The sequence below is a fragment of the Janthinobacterium silvisoli genome, assembly GCF_014200725.1.
GTDB lineage: Bacteria > Pseudomonadota > Gammaproteobacteria > Burkholderiales > Burkholderiaceae_D > Janthinobacterium.
This window is the reverse complement of record NZ_JACHCL010000002.1, coordinates 189,526-212,115: the sequence shown is the minus strand read 5'-3', so window position 1 is coordinate 212,115 and position 22,590 is coordinate 189,526. Positions and strand designations below refer to the sequence as shown.

Below are 22,590 nucleotides of genomic sequence, written 5' to 3'. Positions count from 1 at the left end.
AGATCAAGCTTAGATCAGCCTGAGATCAGCTTGATATCGGCTACCCGCTCCAGCAGCCAGATAGCGGCGATGATGGCGATCAGCAGCGAGCCCACCGTCATCAACTGCCGGTAAAACCAGGTCTTGCGCAACAGCCAGGCGAGCGGCAGGAAAACGGCGACAATCGCCAGCTGGCCGATTTCCACCCCCACATTGAAGCCGAACAGGCTGGCCACCAGCGACGATTGCGGCAAACCCAGGTCCAGCAGCACGCTGGCAAAACCAAAGCCGTGGATCAAGCCGAAGACAAAGGCCGCCACCGGACGGCGGCCCCGGAACAGCGGAAACAGATTGTTCAAGGCCGCCAGCACGACGGACGCGGCAATCGCCGATTCCACCCAGCGTGAGGGCAGCGAGATGACCGACAGGCTGGCCAGGGTCAGGGTAATCGAGTGGGCCAGGGTAAAGGCGGTGACGACTTTGAGCACGTCAAAAAAGGCGGCCTTCAAGCCTTGCTGCCGTTCGCGTGCCGCTGGCAGCAGCACTGCTGGTAACAGCAGGGAGAGCAAGAACAAAATGTGGTCGTAGCCTATCCAGATATGCCAGATGCCGTGCTTGACATAGGCGCCGAACTGGGCCAGGCGGCTGGGCGCGGTCAGTGACAGGGTCTGGCGGGGACTGTCCGGGTCGAAGATGGCCGTTTGCATGTGGCCGTCGCTGCTCAGTTTTAACAGGCCCTTGTGCTGCGGGTCCAGGTCGGCGAACAGGGTATAGCCTATGGACAGACTGCTCGGGGCGGCGCCCGGACACAGGCCATGAAAGCGCAGCACATTGTAGGCGCCATCGGTATGGTCATCGATCAGTTGCTGCGTGACCTGCAAAGGGCAAGGGCCAGCGCCGCTGGCCACTTGCAGCCGCTGCAGTGCATACGCCGCGATGGCGGCGTGGCGGGCCCGGATTTCATCCCAGGTCAGCTCGCCATCGCCATTGCCATCGAGGCCGATGGCAAAATCGAGGTCGCGCAAGGCGATGTCCCACTGGCCGGCTATCTGCTGGCCGCGTACATCGATGCTCAGGTAGCTGTCGCTGGGCTTGTGCGCCTGCGCAGGACTCAGCCACGCAAACAGGGCCAGGCAAAGCAGGAACCGCTTCATGGCGCGCACCATCATACGGTTCCCCGCTGGTCTGCAGCGCCGAGCTTTTTCACCAGCGCCTGCAAGGCCACGTCTTCCACCTGATGGACGTTGATCCATTCCAGCACCGGGGCTGCAGCCGGGCAGTCGCGCGCGGCCAGCGCGGCTTCGAGCAAGATGCGCATATCGGGTACTTCCTTCTGGATGGCCCAGTTTTTCTGCGCCAGTTGCACGGCGCCGCGTGCATCGTGCTGCAGCAACAGCGTAAAACGCGCCTGCTCGCGCTGATGCACGGTATCGCCGCGCTGCATGGCGGCGTTGAAGCGGGCCGTCAATTCATCGGTCGCCGTCGCCAGGGCTGCGGCTTGGCCGGGTGTCGCCTGCAGCGCCAGTGCGTAGCGCAGCAGCAGGGCGTCGATGCGCTGCTGGTCTTTCAGCAGCTTGATGACTTCTTGCGGACGCTGCTGGTCGAGCAAAAAGTCGCTGTAGGCGCCCAGCAGATAGCTGTCGCGCGGATGCTGGGCCAGCGCTTGCCGGTAGCGGCTTTCTGCCAGCGACGTTTCGCCACGCCGCGTGGCCATTTCGGCCAGCAGGGTCAAGGCCCAGCTTTCCATTTCGGGCGCCGCCCCGGTGCTGCGGCGCAGGGTCAGGTCCAGCAATTGCTCGCTCTTGGCGGCGCGCCCCGTCACGCCCGCCACACTGGCGATGCAGGTGACGGTGACCAGTTGCGCGGTAAAGGCGGACAGGCGGGCGCAGTCGGCCGTGGCCTTGCTGTAATTGCCTTGCACGGTCAGCACGGTGGCCCGCGTCAGCCATGCCTGGCCATTGGCGGGTTCCTGCGCGATGACGGCGTCCAGGTCTTGCAGGGCAGCGCCAAACTGGTGGGTGCTTTGCAAAATCGTGGCGCGCAGCAGGCGCACGGCGGGCGGCGGCGCCGTTTGCCGCCACCACGGCGCCAGCGCGGCTTGCGCATAACCGAGGTAGCGCGGATCGGTTTCGCTGCGGGCCAAGCCGATATAGCGCTGCGCCAGGCTGGTGGCCAGCGCGATGTCTTGCGGCGTGGCGTTAAGGCGCGCGCGCAGGGCCCGCAATTCGATCTGCGTAGCGTCTGCGCGGCGCGGCAAATGTTCGATAACGGCGCTGCCATCCTTGGGCGTGTAGGGGGCTGCCTGCACTGAACCGGCCAGGCAAATACAGAGCATGAATACAGATAATCTCATCGCGGACGCTTTCGGGCGAACGGTGGAGGGCACAGGCACCGGGAGTGCATTCCCGATGCCTGCAAAGACTTACAGCGGCACCGGCTCGGTATCTTCCGGGGCGGTAGCGACGATGGCGTCGATGCTGACCGGTTCCTTGTCATCGCTGGTCGTCAGGATCAGATTGCTGACGGCGACAAAGAAGCTATCGAGCAAGACCACCGGCGGTGGATTGACGCCGCCGTTGCCGCTGCCATTGTCGCTACTGCTGCTACCACCGCCGCAGCCTGCTACCAGCGCCGCCGTGATCACGGCGCCTGTCATCAAGAGCTTTTTCATGATCTACTCCTTTATTGAGGATGACTATTGCTGCGGCGAGCCGGCGACAGGGGTTTTCAGGTAGGGGAAACCCGCCGTGAAAAACGTCTCGTCGAGATAAGCGCCATCGGTGAAGTGCAGGCCGCCAGCCGGTGCATCGCTGGGAGCGCAGCCGATATTAAGTGTGCACAGCTTGCCCATGGCCACGCGCAGCACCACGTCAACCACGTCGTCGCCGGGACGGCGGCCATTCGGGAAGCCGGCGTTATCGCCGCCGATCACGCCCAGACGGTTTTGCGAGCCGACAGCCGTGGGGGCGATCGAGGTGTTCAGGCGCAGCATTTCCGACGCCACAACGGTGACAGGCTGGTTCACGCCCTTGATGCCGGTCAAAAAGGCCGCCACCAGGTCATTGCGCGGGAAGTTGGTGGGCGCCTTGGCGCCGGCCGAGCCGTACAGCACTTCTACCAGCGCCGGGGCGGTCGGGTTGGTCACATAGTCGGCGAACTGGGCGTCGTTCACCGGTTTGCTGGCGTTGAAGCGGTCCTTGTCCTTCAGGCCGATCACCAGTTCATTCACCAGTGGCATGCCCAGACGCGATACCTGCACCCAGGCGCCGCCTTCCTTCGAGGCGCTGGTGGCGGTGTTCGGCGTCGGGTTGAGCAAACGGCCCTGGCGCAGGCTGGCCGTGGTCCAGCCGCCGATGACCGGGTCGGTACCGGCCGTCAGGCAGGCGGTCGGCACTTCCATTTCAATCGCCGTGACGTTTTTCAGGGCCAGGTCATCCTTGGCTGCCGATTCGGCATTGGCGGCAAATTCCGTGGCGGGCGCCTTGATGTTGATCAGGTCGAAGGTTTCGCCCAGGTTCACCACGAAGGGGTCCTTGCGCTGGCCGACGAACATGCGCGCCGGCGTGGCGCAGCCGGGAATATTGACGGTGTACACGTGCTGCGCGGCATAGGCGGCGTAGTTGGGAATCGATTTATTGCCGATATTGTCGACCGGCTTGTCGAACACGGTGCCGCCGCCGCTGGCATTGGTCACGGCGCTCCTGGTGCCGCTGCGGCGGTCGCCCCGCACCACCGTCACGCTATACGTTTCGCGTACATTCAGGCCGGCCGGGTTGACGCTGTCGATCGGGCCGCCATTGATTACCAGCGGTATTGACACTTTTTTGCCGCCTACCGTGAACTGGCCGTCCTTGTTGGTATTGCTGAAACGGAACTGGAAAGTGATGTCTTCCTTGCCGTCGCCATTGTTATCGATATGGATTTCATACAGGGCGGCCGGGTCCAGCGCGAAGTAATTCGGCCCGCCATACGCATCCTGCAGCGGCACGTAGTCCGCGACCAGGGTGGTGTAGGCGCTGCGGCCCGCTTCGTAGCTGCGGAACATATAGAAGTCGGTGGCGTCCACTTTCGGGTTTTGCGTGATGAATGGCGCCTCGCGGTGGCTGGAGGCAAAAGCGGTTGGGGTGAAGGCGAGTGCCAGAAGATTGCCCAGTATGGCGGCGCCCAGTACGGTTTTCGAACGTAACAAAGACATGTCGATTCTCCCTGAATTGTTGTTTGTGTAACATAACTACAAGGAATTGCGGGCTGCCTGACTTGTACGGACGGCAAGCAAGATCAGATTCAATTGCTTACAATTTTTTGGGAGGCAGATTGAATGTTCCTGGCTGGAACGGTAGACGCGCGCAGCTTGAATCTACGCCTGCCTTGGGTGTTGGCAGAAATAAATCTTTTTTGGATGGGAAGACACACGCTGCTGGCAGCCTTGAACCGCTATTGCGGGGCATGCAGGTGGGAAAGGCGGGCCGGGCAGGATGCCGGCCGCCGTGAGTATGTGTGAACTTGAGGGTATGGAGTCGATAGGCGGCAAGCTTTCAGCCTACCAGGCCAGCACTTTCGGCCCGATCAGCGCGCCGATGGCGGTTGGCACCAGCATGCCCAGTACATACCAGAAGCCGATAAAGCTGGCGGCCATTTCCGGGCAGTGCAAACAATACACGAGGGCGGCCGCGCTGCCCGACGCAAAACCGGCTGCCGCACCGGCCAGGCGCAAGCGGGTAGGCGCCATCTGGCGCATCAGGCGCAGCACGGCCACCATGATGGGCAGCGACAGCATGGCGATCAGGAAGGGGCAGGCGCGCCAGGTGGTGCCCCAGAACAGTTCCGCCCGTTGCTCCGGCGGCGCTTCCATCATGATGATGGCGCCCAGCGCCCACATCAACAGCAGGGGGACGGCGATCAGCAGCGGCTGCGCATGCGCGCCAGGCAAGCCGGCGCGGCGGCCGACATAGGCGCCCGCCAGCGTCACCGACAGCACAAAGCCGACCTTGATCCAGAAGTCAGGTAAAAATAGCAGTTGGCCCAGGTTGGGGCGCACGCCCAGCAAGGTGGCCATCAGGGCCACGCTGACACCGACGCCGGCAGCCAGGGTGGCGGCCATGCGCCAGTGCGCGCCCGGTGGCGGGGTGGGCGCCACGTCTGGCCCACTGGCCAGCATGGCGATCAAATCGTCTGTTTTCATGATGTTGTCCTCAAATTGGCCGCCAGTGCCTTCAAGCCGCGGTGCACGGCTACTTTGACGCTGGCTTCCGAAATATTCATTGCCTGGGCCGTGTCGCGCACGGACCAGCCATCGAGCTTGGTATGTACGATGGCGTCGCGCTGCTGGGCCGGCAAGGTGGCCAGCAGCTGGCTCAGGTCGCGGCTCGCTTCGGCCGCCTCCGCATCTGCGCTGGAAAACAAGTCCTGCGTTTCATCTTCCTCGTCATACGGCGTATGCAGCGCATCGCGCCGCGCATGGCGCCGCAGCCAGTCGATCAGCTTATACCTGGCGATCGCGTGTATCCACGACGTCAGTGGCACGCCCATATCGTACGTCAGGCGCTGGTTGTGGATGGCCAGCAGGCATTCCTGCACCATATCTTCCACTTCATCGGGCCAGCTCTGCAAACGCCGCCGCAGGAAGGCGCGCAAATGCGACGCCGTTGCCTGCAAGAAGCTACGGTAGGCCGTTGCATCGCCATCAAGCCCGCGCAGCATCAGTCCGTGCAGGCGCAACTCGGTGCCGTGCAGATGCTCGCTTACAGGTATTCGTTGCATGCCAGCCTTTGGTGACAGGTGTTTAAAAATAAATTCACGAAAAAATATTTGATGGTGGCTGTAACCAATCCGCGCCATGGGGCGAATTGACCAGTGTCGCTAGCATGATTTCGTAGTTTAGTTATGCGAACTTCATCTGTTTCACTTTACCGAACCACTATAACGGGTAGTCACCATGAACATCAAGTGCCTCAGTACCGCCAGTATCATTTCCGTGCTCATGTTGGGCCAGGCCGGGCCAGCGTTTGCGCAAATGGCGGCGGCGCGCTGCGAAGCGAAGAGCGGCGTGAAGACCGCCGCCCTGGTGGAGCTGTATAGCAGCGAAGGCTGTTCCAGCTGCCCGCCGGCGGACCAGCGCCTGAGCGCCCTGCACCGGGAAGCGGGTGCTGACGCCCTGATCGTGCCGTTGGCCTTGCATGTGACGTACTGGGACCAGATCGGCTGGGCTGACCGCCTGGCGCAAAAGCCATTCGACGCCCGCCAGGCCGAGTTGCTGTCCTACCAGCCGCGCCACGTCGCCTACACGCCGCAGTTCTTCGTGGGCGGCAGCGAGTTGCGCGGCTGGGACACACAACTGCCTGCCGCCATCCGCCGCATCAACGCCGTCACAGCGCCTGTCAACATCAGCGTGTCGGCGGCGGGCGGCCCGGATGGCAAGCTGCAACTGGCTGCCGACGCCAGCGCAGCCGATGGCCGCACGAGCGGCATGCTGTACCTGGCGCTCAGCGAAAACGCGCTGTCTTCGACCGTGCTGCGCGGTGAAAACCAGGGCGCCACCCTGCACCATGACGCGGCAGTGCGCGTCTGGCTGGGACCGGTTGCCCTGCAGCAGGGGCATGCCAGCCTGCACCGCGAACTGAGCATACCGGCCGGCTGGCGCCCCGACCATCTGCAGGTCGCCGCTTTTGTGCAACAGGCAGGTGGCGGCGCCATTTTACAAGCCGTCAGCACGCCTCAATGTGAAAAAGGAGTACTGTGATGCGATCCCCATCCTTGAAAACAGACATCATCCACCCGGCCTGGCTGCGCCTGACCCACTGGCTCAACGCCGTGGCCGTGGTGGTGCTGGCCACCAGCGGCTGGCGCATTTATAACGCATCGCCGTTTTTCCCCTTCAGCTTGCCCAGCGGCCTGACCCTGGGCGGCTGGCTCGGTGGCGCGCTGCAATGGCATTTTGCCGCCATGTGGTTGCTGCTGGCCAATGGTTTGCTGTATCTGGGCATCAATATTGCCACCGGACGCTTGCGCCGCCAGTTTTTCCCGCTGTCGCCACGCGCCATCTTGCATGATTTGCTGGCGGCGCTGAAAGGCAAGCTGGCCCACGCCGACCCGCGCCACTACAACATGGTGCAGCGCGCCGCCTACCTGTTCGTGATGCTTGACTGCATCGTGCTGGTGATGTCTGGCCTGGTGTTGTGGAAGTCGGTGCAATTCCCCATCCTGCGTGAATTGCTGGGCGGCTACGACAGCGCGCGCCGCGTGCACTTCATCGCCATGGTAGGCCTAGTCGGTTTCGTCGGCATCCACCTGGTGATGGTGGCGCTGGTACCCAAGACCCTGATCGCCATGCTGCGCGGCCGCTAAGAGGAGTATTCCCATGAAAAAAACCATCATCGTGCAAGAGCAGGGACAAGCCATGCTGGCCGACGCCTTGCGCAAGATCAAAGAACCATCGCGCCGCCAGTTCTTGCAGCGCAGCCTGACTCTGGGCGGCCTGGCCCTGCTGACCGGCTGCGACGTCAGCGACGAGTCCAGCATCGAAGCCGGCTTGAACAAGGTATCGCGCTTCAATGACAAGGTGCAGGGCCTGCTGTTCGATCCGAACAGACTGGCGCCGACGTACCCTGATTCGATGATCGCCAAGCCGTTTCCGTTCAATGCCTTTTATGGCGAAGACGAAGTCAAGCAGATCGACGGCGACAGCTGGCGGTTGGAACTGAGCGGTCTGGTGACGCGCCGTACGCCCTGGAGCCTGGCGCAATTGCGCGCCTTGCCGCAAGAGTCGCAAGTGACGCGCCATATCTGTGTGGAAGGCTGGAGCGCTATCGGCAAATGGGGCGGCGTGCCGTTCGCGCACTTCCTGAACCTGATCGGCGCCGACAAGACGGCCAAATACGTGGGCTTCAAGTGCGACGACGATTATTTCACCAGCATCGATATGGCGACCGCGCTGCATCCGCAAACCATCATGGCCCTGACCTATGACGGCCAGGAATTGCCGCCGAAATACGGCTACCCGATGAAGCTGCGCATGCCGACCAAGCTCGGCTACAAGAACCCCAAACATATCCGCGCCATTTATGTGAGCAATACCTATACGGGCGGGTATTGGGAAGACCAGGGATACAACTGGTTTGGCGGGTCGTGATGGCGGCTGGAATAAGCTGCTGCGCGTCGGCATAGGCGGCCTGCGATGCTCACCGTACTGAAGTACGGTTGCGCTTCTTAGCCACCTCTGCCTTCCGCTCGCGACGCTTCTTCCTGCCGCCGAGACGTTATTTTCTTGCCGCCGTGACGTTGTTTGTTTGATAGAAAACTAATTTTTTAATTGTAGTACCGGGCAATTTCGCTCATTTATTTCTAAGGAAAAACACCATGAAAACCACTATCACCGCTATCATCGCTTCCGCCATCCTCATGTCGGGCGCTGCTTTTGCTCAGGACGCAATGAAGAAAGATGCGATGGCTGCGCCTGCCAGCGCCATGCAAAAAGATGCCATGGGCAAGGATGCGATGGCTAAAGATGGCATGGCCAAGGACGGCATGAAGAAGGATGGCATGAAGAAGGATCATATGGCCAAGGATGGCATGAAGAAAGATGCCATGGCTAAAGATGCGATGGCCAAGGACGGCATGAAGAAGGATGAAATGAAGAAGGATGGCATGGCCAAGGATGCGATGGCCAAGTAAGGCTAGCCGGCTTGCGCCGCCTTGGGGTGGCGCAAGGCTGGAGCTGCTGGTATTCGCTTAAGGATGGACTGGTCCTTTAGCCGGTGCATAGACCGGGATATCCTTGCTGCCCGCGACTACCACTTGTCCTGTCATATCCGCCATATACGGCGATAAACCCCGTTCTATCAATACACAGGCGACGGCGCTCCTGTAACGGCGCCCTGAATAGGGCGTGTCACGGCCGGTCCATGGATGCGCGCCCGCCATCAGGTCCTGGTTCGACACGGGCGCAAGCCATGCGCGCACATTGTCCAGATCCTGCGGTGAAAAATCGATACGCACATTGTCCAAGGCCGCCTGTTTTGTGAAGACAAAATGATGGCTGGTATTTGACAATGCCAGCTCCGTGGCACGTTTGAGTCCTGCATGGTCATTCCCCAGGCCGTATTCAAAGTGTATGGCGCCTGCCAGGAGATTGGCCGTTGTGCATGTTTGCCGCTCCAACCCCGTATTGGCATCGGCTATCGTCACCATCACGTAAGACGGCGAGGTGCTTATATTGCTTACTGCCGCCTCAAAACTGGTCGCAGATTGGGTGTATTCAGCTGCCACCGCAGGTAGCGTGATCGCATACAGCAAAAGAAATTTCCACATTTTGCCCATAGTTTGCCCTTTGAAATTTCCGCGAACATATGCTTTTAAGCAATGCTTGATATCGTTATCGGACGGTAACATATTCAGGGGGCTGCGTCAGCTGCGATTACAGCCAGTAGCGATTGCCCATGCAAACTCAAGACCTTAATCGGTCGCCAGATATAGTAAGCTGATCACCTGTTGATCTTTACGCATGCAGAGCAATGACCATCACCAATCCCGCCGCCGCGCCGTCCCTTGACCCTACAGAAAAATCCACCCGCCGCCGCTCGCTGATCGCCGCCTGCAGCGCGCATGCCGTGCATGACGGCTTGACCGATGTGATCTATGTGCTGCTGCCCATCTGGCAGGCGCAATTTGCCATCAGCTACGCCATGGTGGGGCTGTTGCGGGGATCGTATTCGGGCATGATGGCTGGTTTCCAGTTGCTGGCCAGCCGCCTGGCCAAGCGCTGGGGACGCGAGCGGTTGCTGATAGGCGGCACGGCGCTGGCTGGTGTGGCGTATCTGGTGGCGGGGCAGGCCGGTGGGCTGGCCGTCTTGCTATTCGCCTTGCTGCTCGGTGGCCTGGGCGCCAGCACCCAGCATCCACTGGCCTCATCCATCGTCACCGATACGCACGAGGCGGGCGGCGGCGTGAAGGAAGCCTTGTCGCAATACAATTTTGCCGGCGATATCGGCAAGACCCTGATCCCGGCGCTGGTCGGTTTGCTGTTGCTGGTATGCAGCTGGCAAGCCAGCGTCAGCCTGATCGGGCTGCTGGGCCTGGCGGCGGCCGGCTTGCTGTGGTGGCTATTGCCCAAGGCAGGTGAATTGCACGTTAATCAGAAGAAGGCCGGCAAGACTATCGTCGGCAATGGCAGCAAGGGCGGTTTCCGCGCCTTGCTGGCGACCGGTACGTTGGACAGCGCCGTGCGCATGGGTTTTCTGACTTTTTTACCGTTCCTGCTGAAAAGCAAGGGCGCGGGCACGGCCGGTATCGGTGTAGCGCTGTCGCTGCTGTTCGTGGGCGGCGCCTTTGGCAAGCTGCTATGCGGTTATCTGGGTGCGCGCATCGGCATGATGAAAACCGTGTGGATCACGGAAACCATGACTTCGCTGCTGATCGTTCTGGTTTTATGTTTGCCCTTATTTGGCGTGATGGCCATGCTGCCCTTGCTGGGGCTGGCGCTGAATGGCACTTCGTCCGTGTTGTATGGCGTGGTGCCGGAACTGGCGGAACCTGGCAAGCGTGAGCATGCGTTCGCGCTATTTTATACAGGCACCATCGGCGGCGGTGCGCTGTCGCCGGTGCTGTTCGGTGCGCTCGGTGATGCCGCCAGCGTACCCATCGCATTGATGGTGCTGGCGGCGGTCTTGCTGCTGACTTTGCCCTTGGCGTGGAAAGTGCAGAAGGGCATCGACAGCTGAAGTTACCAGTTGTTGCCGCTCAGCGTGGCCTGGTAGCCGGTCGAGTAGTTAGCGTATGGAACTTTACCCGCGCTGATGCCGCCCACCGTGTTGTTGCTGATGGCCGCGCTGCCTGTAGGCGCCGGGTAGAACGGTGCACCGATCACCACGCCGTTGCGCCATGGGGCCGTCACGGTATTTTGTTCCAGGCGGATATTGGTCGACGTCGAGAAGCCGATGGCGTCATACAGCGAGCCAACGATGGTGTTGTCGCTGACTTCGATATCGTCGACGATGCCCACGTTCTGGCCATCGCTGCCATTGCCGATATGCAGCGCTGGCTGGCCCTGGTCGAAACCATTGCCGCCGGAGCGAACGATGGTGTTGCCGGTGATGCGGGACGAGTGCAAGTCGCTGCCATTGACGCCGAAGCGGCCTACGCCCAGGCCGGTATAACGGGCCGTGTCGGCGATGTAATTATTCGCCACCAGGTGGCCGCTGCCGCCATACACGCCGAGCGCCTTGCCATTCCAGGCGCCAATGATGGTGTTGTTGGTCTGGGTGATATTGCTCATCGGCGAGTAAAACACGCGGCCATGGTCGGTATCGTTATAGTTGACCGAGTTGATCGCCATGCCATCGTCGCCGGTGCCGCGCACAAAGTTATTGGTGGCGGTCAGGTAGTTGCCGACCGTGGCGTCGAGCGCCACGTTATTGAGGTTGCAGCCATCGGCCCAGATCGAGGTCAGCCGGTTATTGCGCACGGTGCCGCCAGTGCCCGAAGCCCAGAAACCAGACAAGACGTGCTGGGTCCAGATGTTTTCCGCCAGCCAATTGGTGCCGGTGGTATCCATTGCGCCGCCCGCGCCATCGACCGGTTCGCGGCTGCGCGAGTTGGAGTCGACATGGAAGTTGCGCACGGTCGATGAGGTCACCTGGAAGATGGCGCCCAGGCCATTCGCGTTCGGCAAGGGCACGTCGCGGTATATCGTGCTGTACCACATGCCGGCGCCTTCGATGGTAATGCCCTTGGCCACCAGGCCATTCGTGCCTTTCAGGTAAAACGTGCCTGGCGGTATCCACAAGCTCTTGTTTTGCGACTGCGCCTGGTTGATACAACTCTGGATAGCGTTGGTACTATCCACTGCATTCGGATTGCCCATGCCGTTGGTCGGCGCCGTATCGGCAACCGCACCGCAACTGGTGATGGAAATCGAATTGGCGGGCTGGGCCAGCGGCGCCGGTGGGTTTTCAACGTCGATCACATCGATATTGTAGAAGTCGGCTGTATTATCGCTATCCTTGCGCAGCGAAAAAGTGCTGCCCGGGCCAATCGGATCGCCGACGATGAAGGCATGGCTTTCGTCGAAGAAGGCGCGCGGCTTGCCCGATGCCGGGTTCTGGTCGCTGGCCTGGTATTCCTGGCCCTCGTAAATCCAGCTTTGGCGCGAATTGAGGTTCAGGTGCTGGCGAAACACGCCGTTGACGTACAGGTTCAAGGTGGCGGTAATGCCGCCGCCACCCGGCGCGTCGGGGATGCTGGCGCGCACGTTGATGAAACTGATCGGCTTGCCGGTATTATTGGTCCACCACACTTCCTGGTGATTGCCCGTCAATGCAACATAAGCATGACCCGAGGATTCCAGTTCCGGACTGGCGAAGCGCGTGGTCGGCGCCGTTGTTACTGACACGACTTTGGCGCCGTTGACCAGGGTGCCGGCTTCCGCCTCATAGCTGGTAAAGGGTGTGGTCGCCCCCACGCCGGCTTGGGCATGGGACGCGGCCAGCAGGCTGGCGGCGGTGGCCAATATAGTCATGGTATGTTTGCTTCGCTTCATGGAGTCGCTCTTCCTTGCAGTGGTGGTTGGTGGGAGTGGTCGGGGCGGCGGCAGCTGGACCGGTTTTTATTTGGTTAATTTCAATATAGCATGAAATGTTAGATGGTTTCTTTGGAAAACATTACATTTGAGAAATTTATTTTAACCATAAAGATATGCAGTTGACCCGACCCTTGCCGGAGGTATTAGCCATCGTCTACACTCGGCGCATGAAAAATTTTGAAAAGCGGCGCGACCGCTACGAGCTCTTCCGCGAATTTGAAAATCCCCTGGTCAATCTCTGCTTCCAGCTCGATGTGCCGGATTTCCGGCCATGGTGCAAGCAGCGCCAGATACCCGTATTCCACTTCTTCCTGTTTTGCGTGTTGAACACGGTAAAGGAGAGCGATAATTTCCTGTATCGCATCTACCGCGATGAAGTCATCAAGATCGATGAGTTTCCGGCGTCTTACACGGTCATCAATTGCGACGATAACCTGAACTACACGCGTTTCGTGATGACGGATCAGCTGGACTTGTTTATCGAACGCAGCCTGGAAGCGAAGCGGTTTGCTGAAGCCAGTTCCGCATTGATCAACACGGGCGAAGATGCCAGTGAGCGCGAGCGGCGCAACAATGTCTACATCACCAGCCTGCCATGGCTGGAGCTGGCGGCCATCGAGCATCCCGTGTACCACCACCGTGACGCCGATATCCCGACTTTTACCTGGGGTAAGTTTGGTCCTGCGCAAGAAGATGGCCGTATGAAAATACCGTTTTCAGCCCAGGCCCACCATGGTTTTGTCGATGGCTACCATATCCAGAAGCTGGCGCAAGACATTGCGCGCAGAATAGAGGCCATCATTTCTCAGGATAAATAGTCGCTGGGCGCCTTGCCCAGCACCTTGCGAAATGCCGCCGTAAAGGCGCTGGGGCTGCTGTAGCCGAGGTCCAGCGCCACGCGCGTGACAGCCTGGCCCTGCGCCAGGCGCGTGATGGCGTTCAGCAGGCACACTTGTTGCCGCCATTGCGCAAAACCCAGCCCTGTTTGCTGGCGAAACAGGCGCGTAAAAGTGCGCCGGCTCATGTTGGCCCTGGCCGCCATCGCATCCACGTCGATGTCCAGGCGGGGTTGCTGGAATAGTTCCGTGCACAAACGGGCCAGCCTGGGTTCTTGCGGTAGCGGCGCATTCAAGGCCAGCGGCCTCATGAGCGCGATTTCATCGAGCAGCAAGGCCATCAGCCGGCCATCGCGCGCATTTTCCACATACAAAGCGTCCAGCGTGACGGCGTCGGCCAGCAACTGGCGCAGCAGAGGCGATGTGTCCAGTACGCTGCAATGGTGGGGCAGGCCGGCCGCCGCTTGCGTGCTGATAAAGACATTGAGCATCGTCACCTGGCCATGCATCTGCATGCCGTGTTCCAGGCCGGCAGGCAGCCAGCAGGCGCGCTGCGGCGGTACCAGCCAGTTGCCCTGCGGCGTCAACACGCTGATGGCGCCCGTGGCAGCATAGGCAAACTGGCCGCGCGGGTGGCTATGCAGGGGAAAGCGCGCGCCTGCCGCATAGTTGCGGGCCGTCGCAATCAGCTCGCGTGGCAGCTCCGTATAGAAATGGGGATGATCGAAGTCGGACATGGCCTGAACTCTATACTATTTGACCTGACATCGAAAGCGGGCATGCTTATGCAGTTCTACCATGCACTTCTTTTATCTGCGCAGGAACTGTCATGGTCAATACCTTTCACCGCGTGGGCCACGGCCCCCACGCCATCATCGTGCTGCACGGGTGGTTTGGCGACGCGCATTCGTTTGCTGCTATGGAAGCATGGCTCGATGGCGCGGCCTTCACTTATGTGTTCATGGATCAGCGCGGTTATGGCGGCATGCGCAGTGTGGATAGCGATTACACGATAGACGAGGTGGCTGCTGACGCGCTGGCGCTGGCCGACCATCTGGGCTTCGATCGATTCAGCGTGATCGGCCATTCCATGGGTGGCATGGTGGCGGAAAAGATGGCCTTGCTGGCGCCCCAGCGTATTGACAAACTGGTGGCCGTGGCGCCCGTGCCCAGTTGCGGCGTAGCGATGGATGAGGCAGCCCGCGAGCTATTCCTGGACGCCGCAGATAATCTGGCGTCCCGGCGCAGCATCATCGACCGCAGCACGGGCGGCCGCTTGCCTGGCACATGGCTGGACTGGAAGGCGGCGTATTCCTGGGAGTGTTGCGATGCGGCGGCGTTTGCCGCCTATTTTTTGGCCTGGAGCGGGACCGATTTCAGTGCCGAGGTGCAGGCGCGGAGAGTGTCGTTGCCCATGCTGGTGCTGGTCGGTGAATACGATCCCCGTTTCGACCGGAGCTTGATGGAGCAGACTTATCTGGCCTGCTACCCGCAAGCCAGGCTGGAAGTGCTGGCCAATGCGGGTCATTATCCGATCAATGAAACACCTTTGGTGCTGGTGGCCAGCATCGAGGCGTTCTTAAGCGGCTTTGGCACGCAGGCGCAGCAAGCTTAATCCCAGCAGCACGAAGCCGCCGCCCGAGATACGGTTGAACAGCCGTGCACGCGTCGGGTTGGCCAGCTGGCTTTTCAGCAAGCGTGCCAGCAGGGCGTAAAACAGATGGGCCGCCATCGCGCAGGCAACAAAGGTGGTGGTCAGCACGGTAAATTGCATTGCCACCGGCTGGCCTTGCACGATGAACTGGGGAAACAGGGCAGAGAAGAACAGGATGGCCTTGGGATTGGTCAGTGCCACCATCATGCCCTGGCGATACAGCTTGCCATTCGAATTCGGATTGGCAGCGCCTGGCTGCACCGGTGCATTGGCAACGATGCTGGTCTTGCTGCGCCATTGCTTGACGCCCAGATAAACCAGATACAGGGCGCCAGCCAGTTTCAGTAGCATGAAGGCGGTGGCCGACGTCGCCAGCACCACGCCCATGCCGGCCATGGCGATGCCGGAAATAATGAATAATCCTGTGCCATTGCCCATGCTGCTGATCATGGCGCGGCGCGGGCCGACGGCGATGGAATTCGAAATGGCCAGCAACACGGCCGGGCCGGGCGAAAACGTGACTAGCAGGGAGACGCTGCAAAAAAGCAGCCAGTTCGAGATATGCATGGTATTTTCTGAAGGCAATGGAGGCACAGCCCTTCATTGTAGCGCGCTTAGGCCAGCAGCGTGAACAGGGCGGCGACCAGATGGTTGATGACGGCGCCGCCCACGATCAGCCAGCCAAACAGCAGGCCCCCCAGCAGCAGCGGCTTGAAACCGGCGCGGCGGATGGCTGACAGGTGCGTGGTCAAGCCCAGCGCTGCCATGGCCATCGCCAGCAAGGCCGTGTCGATATCGGTGATGGACGCCACCAGTTTGCCGGGCAGTAAGTTCATCGAATTGAAGGCCACCGCGGCGATAAAGATAAAGGCAAACCAGGGTATCGCCAGCCTGGCGCCAGGCTTGCTTGCGCCCGCTCCTTTGCTGCGTGCCAGTACGGCTGACAGTATCACCAGGAAGGGCGCCAGCATCATCACGCGCACCATCTTGGCGATCACGGCGGCGTTGGCCGTGTCCTGGCTGATCGATTTGCCGGCCGCCACTACTTGCGCCACTTCATGCACGGTCGAACCGATGTACACGCCGAAGGTAGCTGGCGTGGCGCCCAGCAACTGCCAGTGCAGATTGGCTTGATACAGCAGTGGATACACAAAGATCGCCAGGGTGCCGAACACTACCACCGTCGATACGGCCACCGTCACGTCTTCCGCACGCCCCTTGAGCACGGGTTCGGTGGCCATCACGGCTGCCGCGCCGCAAATCGAGCTGCCTGCGCCGATCAGGATGGCGCTATTGCGTTCCAGCTTGAACACCTTGGTGCCCAGCAATATTGCCAGGCCAAAAGTGGACGTCAATACCAGCGCATCGATGGCGATGCCGGCCAGGCCCACCTGGCCGATATCCTGGAAGGTCAGGCGGAAGCCGTACAGGATGATGCCCAAGCGCAGCAGATTTTGCTTGGAGAGCGTGACGCCGGCATCGCATGCGGGCGCGAGTTTTGCGTAAGTGGTGTTGCCCAGGGTGATGCCGACGATGATGGCCAGGGTCAGCGCGCTCATGCCGTGCGTCTGCATCCAGTCCAGCTTGCCCAGTTGTATCGCTGCGTAGGCGATGATGGCGCTCAATAGCAGGCCGGGCAGGAGGCGGGCGCAGCGGTCGTAAAAGCGGTTGCTGCCAGTGGTCGATAGGGAAAACATGTTGTGCTCCATTACTTTGTATGCGTATGCCATCACTGTACAGAGTGCTTATTAAATGGTAAAACGGATTGTTTTTGTACATTTAACCTGAAAAATAGGTAATAAACCCATGTCGCTGACCTTACGGCAATTACAGATATTCCTGGCCGTGGCCGATACGGGCAGCACCAGTGCCGCTGCCGGGCTGATCGCGCTATCGCAATCGGCCACCAGCGCGGCCTTGAACGAGCTGGAAACCTTACTGGGGGCGCAACTGTTTGACCGGGTAGGCAAGCGCCTGATGCTGAACGACAATGGCCGCCTGCTGTTGCCACAGGCGCGACAGATGCGCGATGCGGCCGGCAGCATCGAACGCCAGTTCGCGGGTACCGATCCATCGGTTCCCGTCAGCCTGCAAATCGGCGCCAGCACTACCATCGGTATCTATCTGCTGCCGCAAATCCTGGCCCAGGCGGCGCGTCTATACGGCCCCAGCATTCCGCAAGTGACGATTGCCAACACGGCCGATATCGCCGCTGCCGTGGCGGAATTTCGCGTCGATATCGGGCTGATCGAAGGACCATGCCATGAGGCGGGATTGCTGGTCGAGCCGTGGCTGGCCGACCAGATGCTGGTCGTGGCCGCACCCACGCACCCTTTGGCGCAATCACGGCATTTGCTGAGTTTTGCCGAACTGAACCAGGCCGGCTGGCTGTTGCGTGAAGCAGGTTCCGGTACGCGGGAGGCGGTGGAGCAGGCACTGCTGCCGTATCTGCATTATCTGCGGCCGGCGGCTGAATTCTCCAATTCCGAAGCGATCAAATATGGCGCCGCGGCCGGCCTGGGCATTGCCTGCCTATCGCGTGTGGTGGTGGCGGACTTGCTGGCCAGCGGGCAACTGGTGGAGCTCGACACCATGCTGCCGCTTTTGGAGCGCAATTTTTATCTGATACGGCAGGCAAAAAAAGTGTTGTCGCCGAGGCTGTCGAGTTTCCTGGAACTGTGCCGGCAGGCAAGGCGCGCACCTGCCTAAACTTTGCTTGCTGAAATCCCATATGTGGAATATATTCCCAAATATGGAAAATATTACTCAACAAGACGATAGTGCCGAACAGCGGCTGGCCCAGCGCCTCAAGCAGCTGCGTGTCGAACAGGGCTGGTCGCTGGACCAGCTGGCCACGCAAAGCCAGGTCAGCCGCGCCACCTTGTCGCGTTTGGAAAATGCGGAAGTCAGTCCCACCACCAGCGTGCTGGGCCGGCTGTGCGCCGTGTATGGCCTGAGCATGTCGCGCTTGATGCGCATGGTGGAAGACGATTTTCCGCCGTTGCTGCGGCGTGAAGAGCAGCCAGTCTGGAAGGATACGCAAGCCGGTTTCCAGCGCCGCTCCGTATCGCCGCCATCGCATGCGCTGGCTGGCGAGGCGCTCGAGTGTTTCCTGGCCGCTGGCGCGCATCTCGCTTACGCGGCCTCGCCCCGGCCCGGCATGGAACACCATTTGTTGCTGCAGGAAGGCGTGTTGACGGTGACGGTGGAGGGTAAAAGCCATCTCCTGCATGCTGGCGATTGCCTGCGCTATCAATTATCTGGCCCCAGCGCCTTCGATGCCGGACCAGAAACCGGCGCCCGCTATTTTTTATTCATCGTCTGAGATTGCCATGACCGCCGCCAATTCTATCCTGATCCGCTCCTACGCCGTATCCGATATCGAGCGGCAACTGCCGCAACTGGCCGGGCTGCTGCAAGACTGTGTGCACGATGGCGCCAGCATCGGTTTCATCCTGCCTTTTACGGCACCCGAAAGCACGGTCTTCTGGACGCAAAACGTGTTGCCAGCCGTGCAAGGTGGCCGGCGCCTGCTGCTGGTGGCCGAACAGGAGGGGCAGATTGTGGGCACGGTGCAACTGGACTGGGATAGCCCGGCCAATCAGCAGCACCGGGCCGAAGTACGCAAGCTGATGGTTGGTCCCGCCTTTCGCCGGCGCGGCATTGCGCGGCTGCTGATGCTGGAAGTGGAAGCCCGGGCACGCCAGTTGCCGCGCAGCCTGCTGACCCTCGATACGCGCACGGATGACAATGCCGAACCGCTGTATATATCGCTCGGTTATGCCGTGGCAGGCGTGATTCCTGGCTATGCGCTGTCAGCCGACCATAGCGGACTGGACGCCACTACCATCATGTACAAGCAGCTGTAGCCGGGCTCGCTGCCATGCTGTTGCCGGATAAAATCACCTGATCAATTCCAGAGTTCTCCTACGCAGATGCCGGGTATCGTCTGACTGGCGCCTGCTACCAGCGCGCCTACACTGTGATCTCGACGAGCCTGGCGACAGGCTTTCTTTGGTTTATCTTCAGGAGGGCAAGATGGCGAATATTCAAGCGGGAACGGATGGCATAGTCAGCACAGAGCGGGTGGCACGGCGCATGAATGCACTGGACTGGATCGCCATGGTGCTGTTGATCATAGGCGGCTTGAACTGGGCGCTGATAGGCTTGTTCGATATCGACATCGTGGCCCGCATCCTGGGCGTCATGAGCACAGCCTCGCGCGGCGTGTATGTGCTGGTGGGTCTGGCGGCGATCTATTCGATTTATCTGTGCGTGAAAAAGCTGCCAGCCACGCCCTGATTTGACTGTCCAATCTTGAAACCGGAGGAAGGCATGCCTACCGGCGCCAATCCAAAACGCGAGCGCGAATTCAAGCAGCTGGAAAAAAGCTTCAAGCAGGAAGGGCGTTATCGTGGCCGCGAAGAAGAAGTCGCGGCCCGCATCGTCAACAAGCAGCGGGCCGAACAGGGCGAAACCCAAGCTGCGCGCAATACCGAAAAGGCTGGCAAGGCGCCTGACCGCGATCTGCCCATAGACGGCTATCAGCACCTGACGGTGGCGCAAATTCGCAAGAAGCTCGATGATTTGACAGCCGCCCAGTTAAAGCAGGTGCGCGACTATGAAGCAGCGCACAAGAAGAGAAAAGGCGTGCTCGATGCGCTGGATGGCTAAGGCATCGCTAATGCCTGGTAGCGGGACTATTGTGTGCGCAAGTAAGCCAACAGATCGGCCACCTGCTGCTGGTCGCTGATACCCCAGAATCGCATGTTGTTGCCGGGGACGAAGTCGCTGGGCGCTTTCAGGAAGCTGGCCAGGTTTTGCTCGGTCCAGAGGAAATTTGCATTCTTCATGGCGGGCGAATATTTGTAATCGGTGGTCGAGCCGGCTTTGCGGCCAATCACGCCCGTCAGTTTGGGCCCAAAGCCGCCGCGTGCCGATGGCCCCACCTGATGGCAGGACGCGCACTTGCGAAATGCCGTCTTGCCCGCTTCGGCATTACCCTTGAGAGCAGGGACTGGTGCGGCCGGGGCAGCGTGAGCGACGGCGCAGTGGGGCGTCAGCAGCGCAATGGCCAGTGACAGCAGCAGGCGGGAAGGGCGAGTCTGGAGGGACTGATTCAGGAAGCTTTTCATGGTTGCGGCAGAATAGTGCTTGAGTGACAAGCAGCTATTTTACAGGGCAGGGTACAAGCCCAATAGCCTGCCTGCGCTCATTGAGGTCTTATCGTTTAGCTCCCTGTGCTCCCAAGGCAGCCATGGCCGACGCAAACACGATGCAGGCTATCGCCAGCCACTGGATCAGGCTCAGGTGTTCACCCAATACCAGCATGGCGGCCAGCGCGCTGATGGCGGGAGCGGCGCTGCTGAACATGCCGAACACGCCTTGTGGCAAGCGGCGCAAGGCAAAGATTTCCAGTGAATAGGGTAGGGCGCTCGACAGCATGGCGATTGCCAGTCCCATCAAGGCAATCGATGGCGCCAGCAAGGCCGTGCCGGCATAGCTGACGCCGAGCGGCACCATCAATACGGCGGCCACCGTCATGCCCCAGGCTACGGCCTGGCCTCCTTGCAAGCTCGAAGCGCGCTTGCCGAACACGATATACAGCGCCCAGCACAACGCCGCACCGAGTGCATAGGCCACGCCCACAGGGTTCAAACCGCCCGCACCGCCTTGCAGCGGCAGCAGCAGATACAGCCCAAACACGGCGCACGCCACCGCCAGCAAGTCGCGCGGCCGCCGCGACGACAGCATGGCCACCGTTAGCGGCCCCGTCACCTCGATGGCTACCGCGATGCCAATCGGTATCAGCGCAAACGCCCGGTAAATCAGCAAATTCATCAGTCCCAGCACGCTACCGTAGACCAGCAGATTGACTACATCCTTGCGCTCAAGCCGGAAGCGCCACGGCCGCACGATCGCCAGCAAGATCAGCGCCGAAAATCCCACCCGATACGCCGTAATGCCTTCCACGCCAATTACCGGAAACAGATGCTTGGCCATCGCCGCCCCCAGGTTGACAGAAATCTGCCCTCCCAGAACGGCCAGGGAAGGGAGCAGGAAGCTGTCGGGAACGGGAGAAGTCGTGGTGGTGGAGGTCATGGGCTGCTATTTTAATACGTAAGAGCCAGATAACCACTGACAGAATGGTCATAGATAGGGATTCATCGATGGCGTCGCTTATGCAGGGGTATCACGGTTTTCTGGCTGTGCATTGTCAAACAGGCTAAAGTCAAGTCGAAGAATCGTTAGCTAATGGCCTGTTGTGTTGAAAAACGCAGGTACGTTGACGATTAGATAGAAATCCTGCCAGCCCAGAATGGCCAGAACCGCGGCTATTGAACGATCACCGACTGCTTGGAAGTCTGAGATCTCCCGAAATTATTACCGCTCGACTTCTTCAACACAATAGGGCAAAACTGGCCATGGTTCAGTACGTCAAGCTAGTAGTGAGCGTGACTTGACCGCCGCATGATAGGCGGCTTGCTCCCATCATCAATCGCCCTGGCGGCTGCCCTTGCGATACTCCGAGGGGCTGCTGCCAGTCCACTGTTTAAATGCGCGGCAGAAACCTGTGGCGTCGAAGAAACCCAGATCAAACGCCAGCGCTGCTACGCTCATGTTGGAATTGCTCAGGCTATGGACTGCCATATCGCGCCGCAGGCCGTCTTTCACCGCCTGGAAATGCGTTCCTTCTTCTGCAAATCGACGGTTCAGCGTGCGCACGGAGGTGTGTAATGCCTGCGCAAGATCGTGTATCGTCACCGGCCGTGTAATATGGGCCTCAAGAAATTCGCGTGTTCTTGCTGCAATGGAAGCGCGCTGCAAAACACTGAAGGTCCAGTCTTCCGGTGCGCGTTTCAAAAAGGCCCATAGCTCGTGCTTCTCGCGTTTGAACGAGGCCGCACAATCCTGGTAAGCAAAAAAAATGCTGGTCATGCCGGCATTGAAGCCCACCTCGCCGGGATACAGAAAGGCATAGTCTCCCACGTGCCTGGGCCTGGCGTAGCTGAATTCGACCCTCTGCAGGCTGATTTCCCTGCCCAGCAGCCAGGATGCGATGCCGTGTATCAGCTTCATCATCAACTCATGCCCCAGCGGCGTGACTGGCGTGCCAGGCGCTCTTTCCACCAGCGCCAGCCGCACCAGGTCATTCTTGCTTGAAATCTGTAGCCGGTAATCATCGAGCAGCAGATTCCAGAAGCGCACAAAACGATGCAGGGCGACCAGCAAGGTTGGAGAGTCCAGCAGGCTGAGCATGAGATATTTCAAGGTGCCAGTGCGGATGGGCCGTGACCACAGCCCCAGCATTTCGTCATCGAGTGTCGCTGCGACTGTCCGGTACAGCGCCACGTATTGCTGGCGCGTCAATCGGGCATCAGGCTGCAGCAACAGGGACTGGGGGATGGCGGCGCTGGCGAGTACCTGCGCCATCACTTTTTCTCCGTGACGGGTGCGAACAAAGTCCAGCATCCCGTGCAGGAAGTGGGATGAAACAGTAACGGTGCTTTGCCGGGATAGCGTCATGGTCTTTGCATTATGGCGCA

Annotated in this window: 26 protein-coding genes; 12 read left to right on the top strand and 14 right to left on the bottom strand. The window is 60.2% G+C overall.

The window, feature by feature from the left end:
• Positions 1 to 14: 14 nt before the first annotated feature.
• The 6 genes from HDE75_RS11135 to HDE75_RS11110 form a co-directional block, all read right to left on the bottom strand.
• Positions 15 to 1,133: a HupE/UreJ family protein gene (locus HDE75_RS11135; protein WP_221291844.1), complete on the bottom strand. Its 1,119-nt coding sequence runs from the start codon at positions 1,131 to 1,133 to the stop codon at positions 15 to 17.
• Between the two features lie 11 nt (positions 1,134 to 1,144).
• The gene (locus tag HDE75_RS11130; protein WP_183677692.1) at positions 1,145 to 2,332 is read right to left on the bottom strand and encodes a tetratricopeptide repeat protein; all 1,188 of its coding nucleotides are present in this window, start codon (positions 2,330 to 2,332) and stop codon (positions 1,145 to 1,147) included.
• 69 nt (positions 2,333 to 2,401) lie between these two features.
• Positions 2,402 to 2,650 (bottom strand): hypothetical protein, encoded by a 249-nt coding sequence (locus tag HDE75_RS11125; protein WP_183677694.1) that lies wholly within the window; start codon positions 2,648 to 2,650, stop codon positions 2,402 to 2,404.
• Between the two features lie 24 nt (positions 2,651 to 2,674).
• The gene (locus tag HDE75_RS11120; protein ID WP_183677696.1) at positions 2,675 to 4,174 is read right to left on the bottom strand and encodes a DUF4331 domain-containing protein; all 1,500 of its coding nucleotides are present in this window, start codon (positions 4,172 to 4,174) and stop codon (positions 2,675 to 2,677) included.
• 345 nt (positions 4,175 to 4,519) lie between these two features.
• A complete protein-coding gene (locus HDE75_RS11115) occupies positions 4,520 to 5,161 on the bottom strand; it encodes an NrsF family protein (RefSeq protein WP_183677698.1) in 642 nt (213 codons plus the stop codon).
• Positions 5,158 to 5,739 carry a sigma-70 family RNA polymerase sigma factor gene (locus HDE75_RS11110; protein ID WP_183677700.1) on the bottom strand — a complete coding sequence of 194 codons (582 nt, stop codon included), beginning with the start codon at positions 5,737 to 5,739 and terminating at the stop codon, positions 5,158 to 5,160. The genes HDE75_RS11115 and HDE75_RS11110 overlap by 4 nt, the downstream gene beginning before the upstream one ends.
• A gap of 175 nt (positions 5,740 to 5,914) precedes the next feature.
• Here HDE75_RS11110 and HDE75_RS11105 point away from each other — a divergent pair, with 175 nt between their 5' ends.
• The 4 genes from HDE75_RS11105 to HDE75_RS11090 all read left to right on the top strand — a co-directional run bounded on the left by HDE75_RS11105 (position 5,915) and on the right by HDE75_RS11090 (position 8,649).
• On the top strand, positions 5,915 to 6,718 hold the full coding sequence (locus tag HDE75_RS11105) for a DUF1223 domain-containing protein (RefSeq protein ID WP_183677702.1): 804 nt from the start codon (positions 5,915 to 5,917) through the stop codon (positions 6,716 to 6,718).
• Positions 6,718 to 7,323, top strand: a complete 606-nt coding sequence (locus HDE75_RS11100) for a cytochrome b/b6 domain-containing protein (RefSeq protein WP_183677704.1) — start codon at positions 6,718 to 6,720, stop codon at positions 7,321 to 7,323. The genes HDE75_RS11105 and HDE75_RS11100 overlap by 1 nt, the downstream gene beginning before the upstream one ends.
• Positions 7,324 to 7,336: 13 nt before the next feature.
• Positions 7,337 to 8,107 carry a molybdopterin-dependent oxidoreductase gene (locus tag HDE75_RS11095; RefSeq protein ID WP_183677706.1) on the top strand — a complete coding sequence of 257 codons (771 nt, stop codon included), beginning with the start codon at positions 7,337 to 7,339 and terminating at the stop codon, positions 8,105 to 8,107.
• Between the two features lie 227 nt (positions 8,108 to 8,334).
• Positions 8,335 to 8,649, top strand: a complete 315-nt coding sequence (locus tag HDE75_RS11090) for a pentapeptide MXKDX repeat protein (RefSeq protein ID WP_183677707.1) — start codon at positions 8,335 to 8,337, stop codon at positions 8,647 to 8,649.
• 57 nt (positions 8,650 to 8,706) lie between these two features.
• On the opposite strand, the gene HDE75_RS11085 is transcribed toward HDE75_RS11090, so the two are convergent.
• On the bottom strand, positions 8,707 to 9,366 hold the full coding sequence (locus HDE75_RS11085) for a hypothetical protein (protein ID WP_183677708.1): 660 nt from the start codon (positions 9,364 to 9,366) through the stop codon (positions 8,707 to 8,709).
• Between the two features lie 122 nt (positions 9,367 to 9,488).
• On the opposite strand from HDE75_RS11085, the gene HDE75_RS11080 reads away from it, so the two are divergent.
• The gene (locus HDE75_RS11080; protein ID WP_183677710.1) at positions 9,489 to 10,694 is read left to right on the top strand and encodes an MFS transporter; all 1,206 of its coding nucleotides are present in this window, start codon (positions 9,489 to 9,491) and stop codon (positions 10,692 to 10,694) included.
• Positions 10,695 to 10,696: 2 nt separating this feature from the next.
• Here HDE75_RS11080 and HDE75_RS11075 read toward each other — a convergent pair whose 3' ends face one another.
• Complete coding sequence (locus HDE75_RS11075) at positions 10,697 to 12,490, bottom strand: mycodextranase (protein ID WP_183677712.1); 1,794 nt, start codon at positions 12,488 to 12,490, stop codon at positions 10,697 to 10,699.
• A 230-nt stretch (positions 12,491 to 12,720) separates the two neighbouring features.
• On the opposite strand from HDE75_RS11075, the gene HDE75_RS11070 reads away from it, so the two are divergent.
• Positions 12,721 to 13,371, top strand: a complete 651-nt coding sequence (locus tag HDE75_RS11070; RefSeq protein ID WP_183677714.1) for a CatA-like O-acetyltransferase — start codon at positions 12,721 to 12,723, stop codon at positions 13,369 to 13,371.
• Here HDE75_RS11070 and HDE75_RS11065 read toward each other — a convergent pair.
• Positions 13,359 to 14,126: an AraC family transcriptional regulator gene (locus HDE75_RS11065; RefSeq protein ID WP_183677716.1), complete on the bottom strand. Its 768-nt coding sequence runs from the start codon at positions 14,124 to 14,126 to the stop codon at positions 13,359 to 13,361. The genes HDE75_RS11070 and HDE75_RS11065 overlap by 13 nt on opposite strands.
• Before the next feature lie 92 nt (positions 14,127 to 14,218).
• On the opposite strand from HDE75_RS11065, the gene HDE75_RS11060 reads away from it, so the two are divergent.
• Positions 14,219 to 15,004, top strand: a complete 786-nt coding sequence (locus HDE75_RS11060) for an alpha/beta fold hydrolase (RefSeq protein ID WP_183677718.1) — start codon at positions 14,219 to 14,221, stop codon at positions 15,002 to 15,004.
• Here the strand turns inward: HDE75_RS11060 and HDE75_RS11055 are convergent.
• Both HDE75_RS11055 and HDE75_RS11050 read right to left on the bottom strand, forming a co-directional pair.
• The gene (locus HDE75_RS11055) at positions 14,969 to 15,610 is read right to left on the bottom strand and encodes a LysE family translocator (RefSeq protein ID WP_183677720.1); all 642 of its coding nucleotides are present in this window, start codon (positions 15,608 to 15,610) and stop codon (positions 14,969 to 14,971) included. The genes HDE75_RS11060 and HDE75_RS11055 overlap by 36 nt on opposite strands.
• Before the next feature lie 47 nt (positions 15,611 to 15,657).
• Entirely contained in the window at positions 15,658 to 16,740 is a 1,083-nt protein-coding gene (locus HDE75_RS11050; RefSeq protein WP_260173949.1) for a YeiH family protein, read from the bottom strand.
• A 109-nt stretch (positions 16,741 to 16,849) separates the two neighbouring features.
• On the opposite strand from HDE75_RS11050, the gene HDE75_RS11045 reads away from it, so the two are divergent.
• From HDE75_RS11045 to HDE75_RS11025, 5 genes are all read left to right on the top strand, one after another.
• Positions 16,850 to 17,752, top strand: a complete 903-nt coding sequence (locus tag HDE75_RS11045) for a LysR family transcriptional regulator (protein ID WP_183677724.1) — start codon at positions 16,850 to 16,852, stop codon at positions 17,750 to 17,752.
• Positions 17,753 to 17,795: 43 nt separating this feature from the next.
• A complete protein-coding gene (locus HDE75_RS11040) occupies positions 17,796 to 18,368 on the top strand; it encodes a helix-turn-helix domain-containing protein (protein ID WP_183677726.1) in 573 nt (190 codons plus the stop codon).
• Between the two features lie 7 nt (positions 18,369 to 18,375).
• Entirely contained in the window at positions 18,376 to 18,912 is a 537-nt protein-coding gene (locus HDE75_RS11035) for a GNAT family N-acetyltransferase (protein ID WP_183677728.1), read from the top strand.
• A gap of 169 nt (positions 18,913 to 19,081) precedes the next feature.
• Positions 19,082 to 19,345, top strand: a complete 264-nt coding sequence (locus tag HDE75_RS11030; protein WP_183677730.1) for a DUF378 domain-containing protein — start codon at positions 19,082 to 19,084, stop codon at positions 19,343 to 19,345.
• A 33-nt stretch (positions 19,346 to 19,378) separates the two neighbouring features.
• Positions 19,379 to 19,717: a hypothetical protein gene (locus tag HDE75_RS11025; protein ID WP_183677732.1), complete on the top strand. Its 339-nt coding sequence runs from the start codon at positions 19,379 to 19,381 to the stop codon at positions 19,715 to 19,717.
• A 26-nt stretch (positions 19,718 to 19,743) separates the two neighbouring features.
• On the opposite strand, the gene HDE75_RS11020 is transcribed toward HDE75_RS11025, so the two are convergent.
• The 3 genes from HDE75_RS11020 to HDE75_RS11010 all read right to left on the bottom strand — a co-directional run bounded on the left by HDE75_RS11020 (position 19,744) and on the right by HDE75_RS11010 (position 22,570).
• A complete protein-coding gene (locus tag HDE75_RS11020; RefSeq protein WP_183677734.1) occupies positions 19,744 to 20,178 on the bottom strand; it encodes a c-type cytochrome in 435 nt (144 codons plus the stop codon).
• A gap of 88 nt (positions 20,179 to 20,266) precedes the next feature.
• On the bottom strand, positions 20,267 to 21,145 hold the full coding sequence (locus tag HDE75_RS11015) for an EamA family transporter (RefSeq protein WP_183677736.1): 879 nt from the start codon (positions 21,143 to 21,145) through the stop codon (positions 20,267 to 20,269).
• Positions 21,146 to 21,538: 393 nt separating this feature from the next.
• Positions 21,539 to 22,570: an AraC family transcriptional regulator gene (locus HDE75_RS11010; protein WP_183677738.1), complete on the bottom strand. Its 1,032-nt coding sequence runs from the start codon at positions 22,568 to 22,570 to the stop codon at positions 21,539 to 21,541.
• Positions 22,571 to 22,590 lie beyond the last annotated feature (20 nt).

What these genes read in the sequence shown, in the direction of transcription:
- HDE75_RS11135 (WP_221291844.1), bottom strand. Translation starts at nt 1,133, where the DNA reads ATGAAGCGGTTCCTGCTTTGCCTGGCCCTGTTTGCGTGGCTGAGTCCT.
- HDE75_RS11130 (WP_183677692.1), bottom strand. Translation starts at nt 2,332, where the DNA reads ATGAGATTATCTGTATTCATGCTCTGTATTTGCCTGGCCGGTTCAGTG.
- HDE75_RS11125 (WP_183677694.1), bottom strand. Translation starts at nt 2,650, where the DNA reads ATGAAAAAGCTCTTGATGACAGGCGCCGTGATCACGGCGGCGCTGGTA.
- HDE75_RS11120 (WP_183677696.1), bottom strand. Translation starts at nt 4,174, where the DNA reads ATGTCTTTGTTACGTTCGAAAACCGTACTGGGCGCCGCCATACTGGGC.
- HDE75_RS11115 (WP_183677698.1), bottom strand. Translation starts at nt 5,161, where the DNA reads ATGAAAACAGACGATTTGATCGCCATGCTGGCCAGTGGGCCAGACGTG.
- HDE75_RS11110 (WP_183677700.1), bottom strand. Translation starts at nt 5,739, where the DNA reads ATGCAACGAATACCTGTAAGCGAGCATCTGCACGGCACCGAGTTGCGC.
- HDE75_RS11105 (WP_183677702.1), top strand. Translation starts at nt 5,915, where the DNA reads ATGAACATCAAGTGCCTCAGTACCGCCAGTATCATTTCCGTGCTCATG.
- HDE75_RS11100 (WP_183677704.1), top strand. Translation starts at nt 6,718, where the DNA reads ATGCGATCCCCATCCTTGAAAACAGACATCATCCACCCGGCCTGGCTG.
- HDE75_RS11095 (WP_183677706.1), top strand. Translation starts at nt 7,337, where the DNA reads ATGAAAAAAACCATCATCGTGCAAGAGCAGGGACAAGCCATGCTGGCC.
- HDE75_RS11090 (WP_183677707.1), top strand. Translation starts at nt 8,335, where the DNA reads ATGAAAACCACTATCACCGCTATCATCGCTTCCGCCATCCTCATGTCG.
- HDE75_RS11085 (WP_183677708.1), bottom strand. Translation starts at nt 9,366, where the DNA reads ATGTTACCGTCCGATAACGATATCAAGCATTGCTTAAAAGCATATGTT.
- HDE75_RS11080 (WP_183677710.1), top strand. Translation starts at nt 9,489, where the DNA reads ATGACCATCACCAATCCCGCCGCCGCGCCGTCCCTTGACCCTACAGAA.
- HDE75_RS11075 (WP_183677712.1), bottom strand. Translation starts at nt 12,490, where the DNA reads ATGACTATATTGGCCACCGCCGCCAGCCTGCTGGCCGCGTCCCATGCC.
- HDE75_RS11070 (WP_183677714.1), top strand. Translation starts at nt 12,721, where the DNA reads ATGAAAAATTTTGAAAAGCGGCGCGACCGCTACGAGCTCTTCCGCGAA.
- HDE75_RS11065 (WP_183677716.1), bottom strand. Translation starts at nt 14,126, where the DNA reads ATGTCCGACTTCGATCATCCCCATTTCTATACGGAGCTGCCACGCGAG.
- HDE75_RS11060 (WP_183677718.1), top strand. Translation starts at nt 14,219, where the DNA reads ATGGTCAATACCTTTCACCGCGTGGGCCACGGCCCCCACGCCATCATC.
- HDE75_RS11055 (WP_183677720.1), bottom strand. Translation starts at nt 15,610, where the DNA reads ATGCATATCTCGAACTGGCTGCTTTTTTGCAGCGTCTCCCTGCTAGTC.
- HDE75_RS11050 (WP_260173949.1), bottom strand. Translation starts at nt 16,740, where the DNA reads ATGTTTTCCCTATCGACCACTGGCAGCAACCGCTTTTACGACCGCTGC.
- HDE75_RS11045 (WP_183677724.1), top strand. Translation starts at nt 16,850, where the DNA reads ATGTCGCTGACCTTACGGCAATTACAGATATTCCTGGCCGTGGCCGAT.
- HDE75_RS11040 (WP_183677726.1), top strand. Translation starts at nt 17,796, where the DNA reads ATGGAAAATATTACTCAACAAGACGATAGTGCCGAACAGCGGCTGGCC.
- HDE75_RS11035 (WP_183677728.1), top strand. Translation starts at nt 18,376, where the DNA reads ATGACCGCCGCCAATTCTATCCTGATCCGCTCCTACGCCGTATCCGAT.
- HDE75_RS11030 (WP_183677730.1), top strand. Translation starts at nt 19,082, where the DNA reads ATGGCGAATATTCAAGCGGGAACGGATGGCATAGTCAGCACAGAGCGG.
- HDE75_RS11025 (WP_183677732.1), top strand. Translation starts at nt 19,379, where the DNA reads ATGCCTACCGGCGCCAATCCAAAACGCGAGCGCGAATTCAAGCAGCTG.
- HDE75_RS11020 (WP_183677734.1), bottom strand. Translation starts at nt 20,178, where the DNA reads ATGAAAAGCTTCCTGAATCAGTCCCTCCAGACTCGCCCTTCCCGCCTG.
- HDE75_RS11015 (WP_183677736.1), bottom strand. Translation starts at nt 21,145, where the DNA reads ATGACCTCCACCACCACGACTTCTCCCGTTCCCGACAGCTTCCTGCTC.
- HDE75_RS11010 (WP_183677738.1), bottom strand. Translation starts at nt 22,570, where the DNA reads ATGACGCTATCCCGGCAAAGCACCGTTACTGTTTCATCCCACTTCCTG.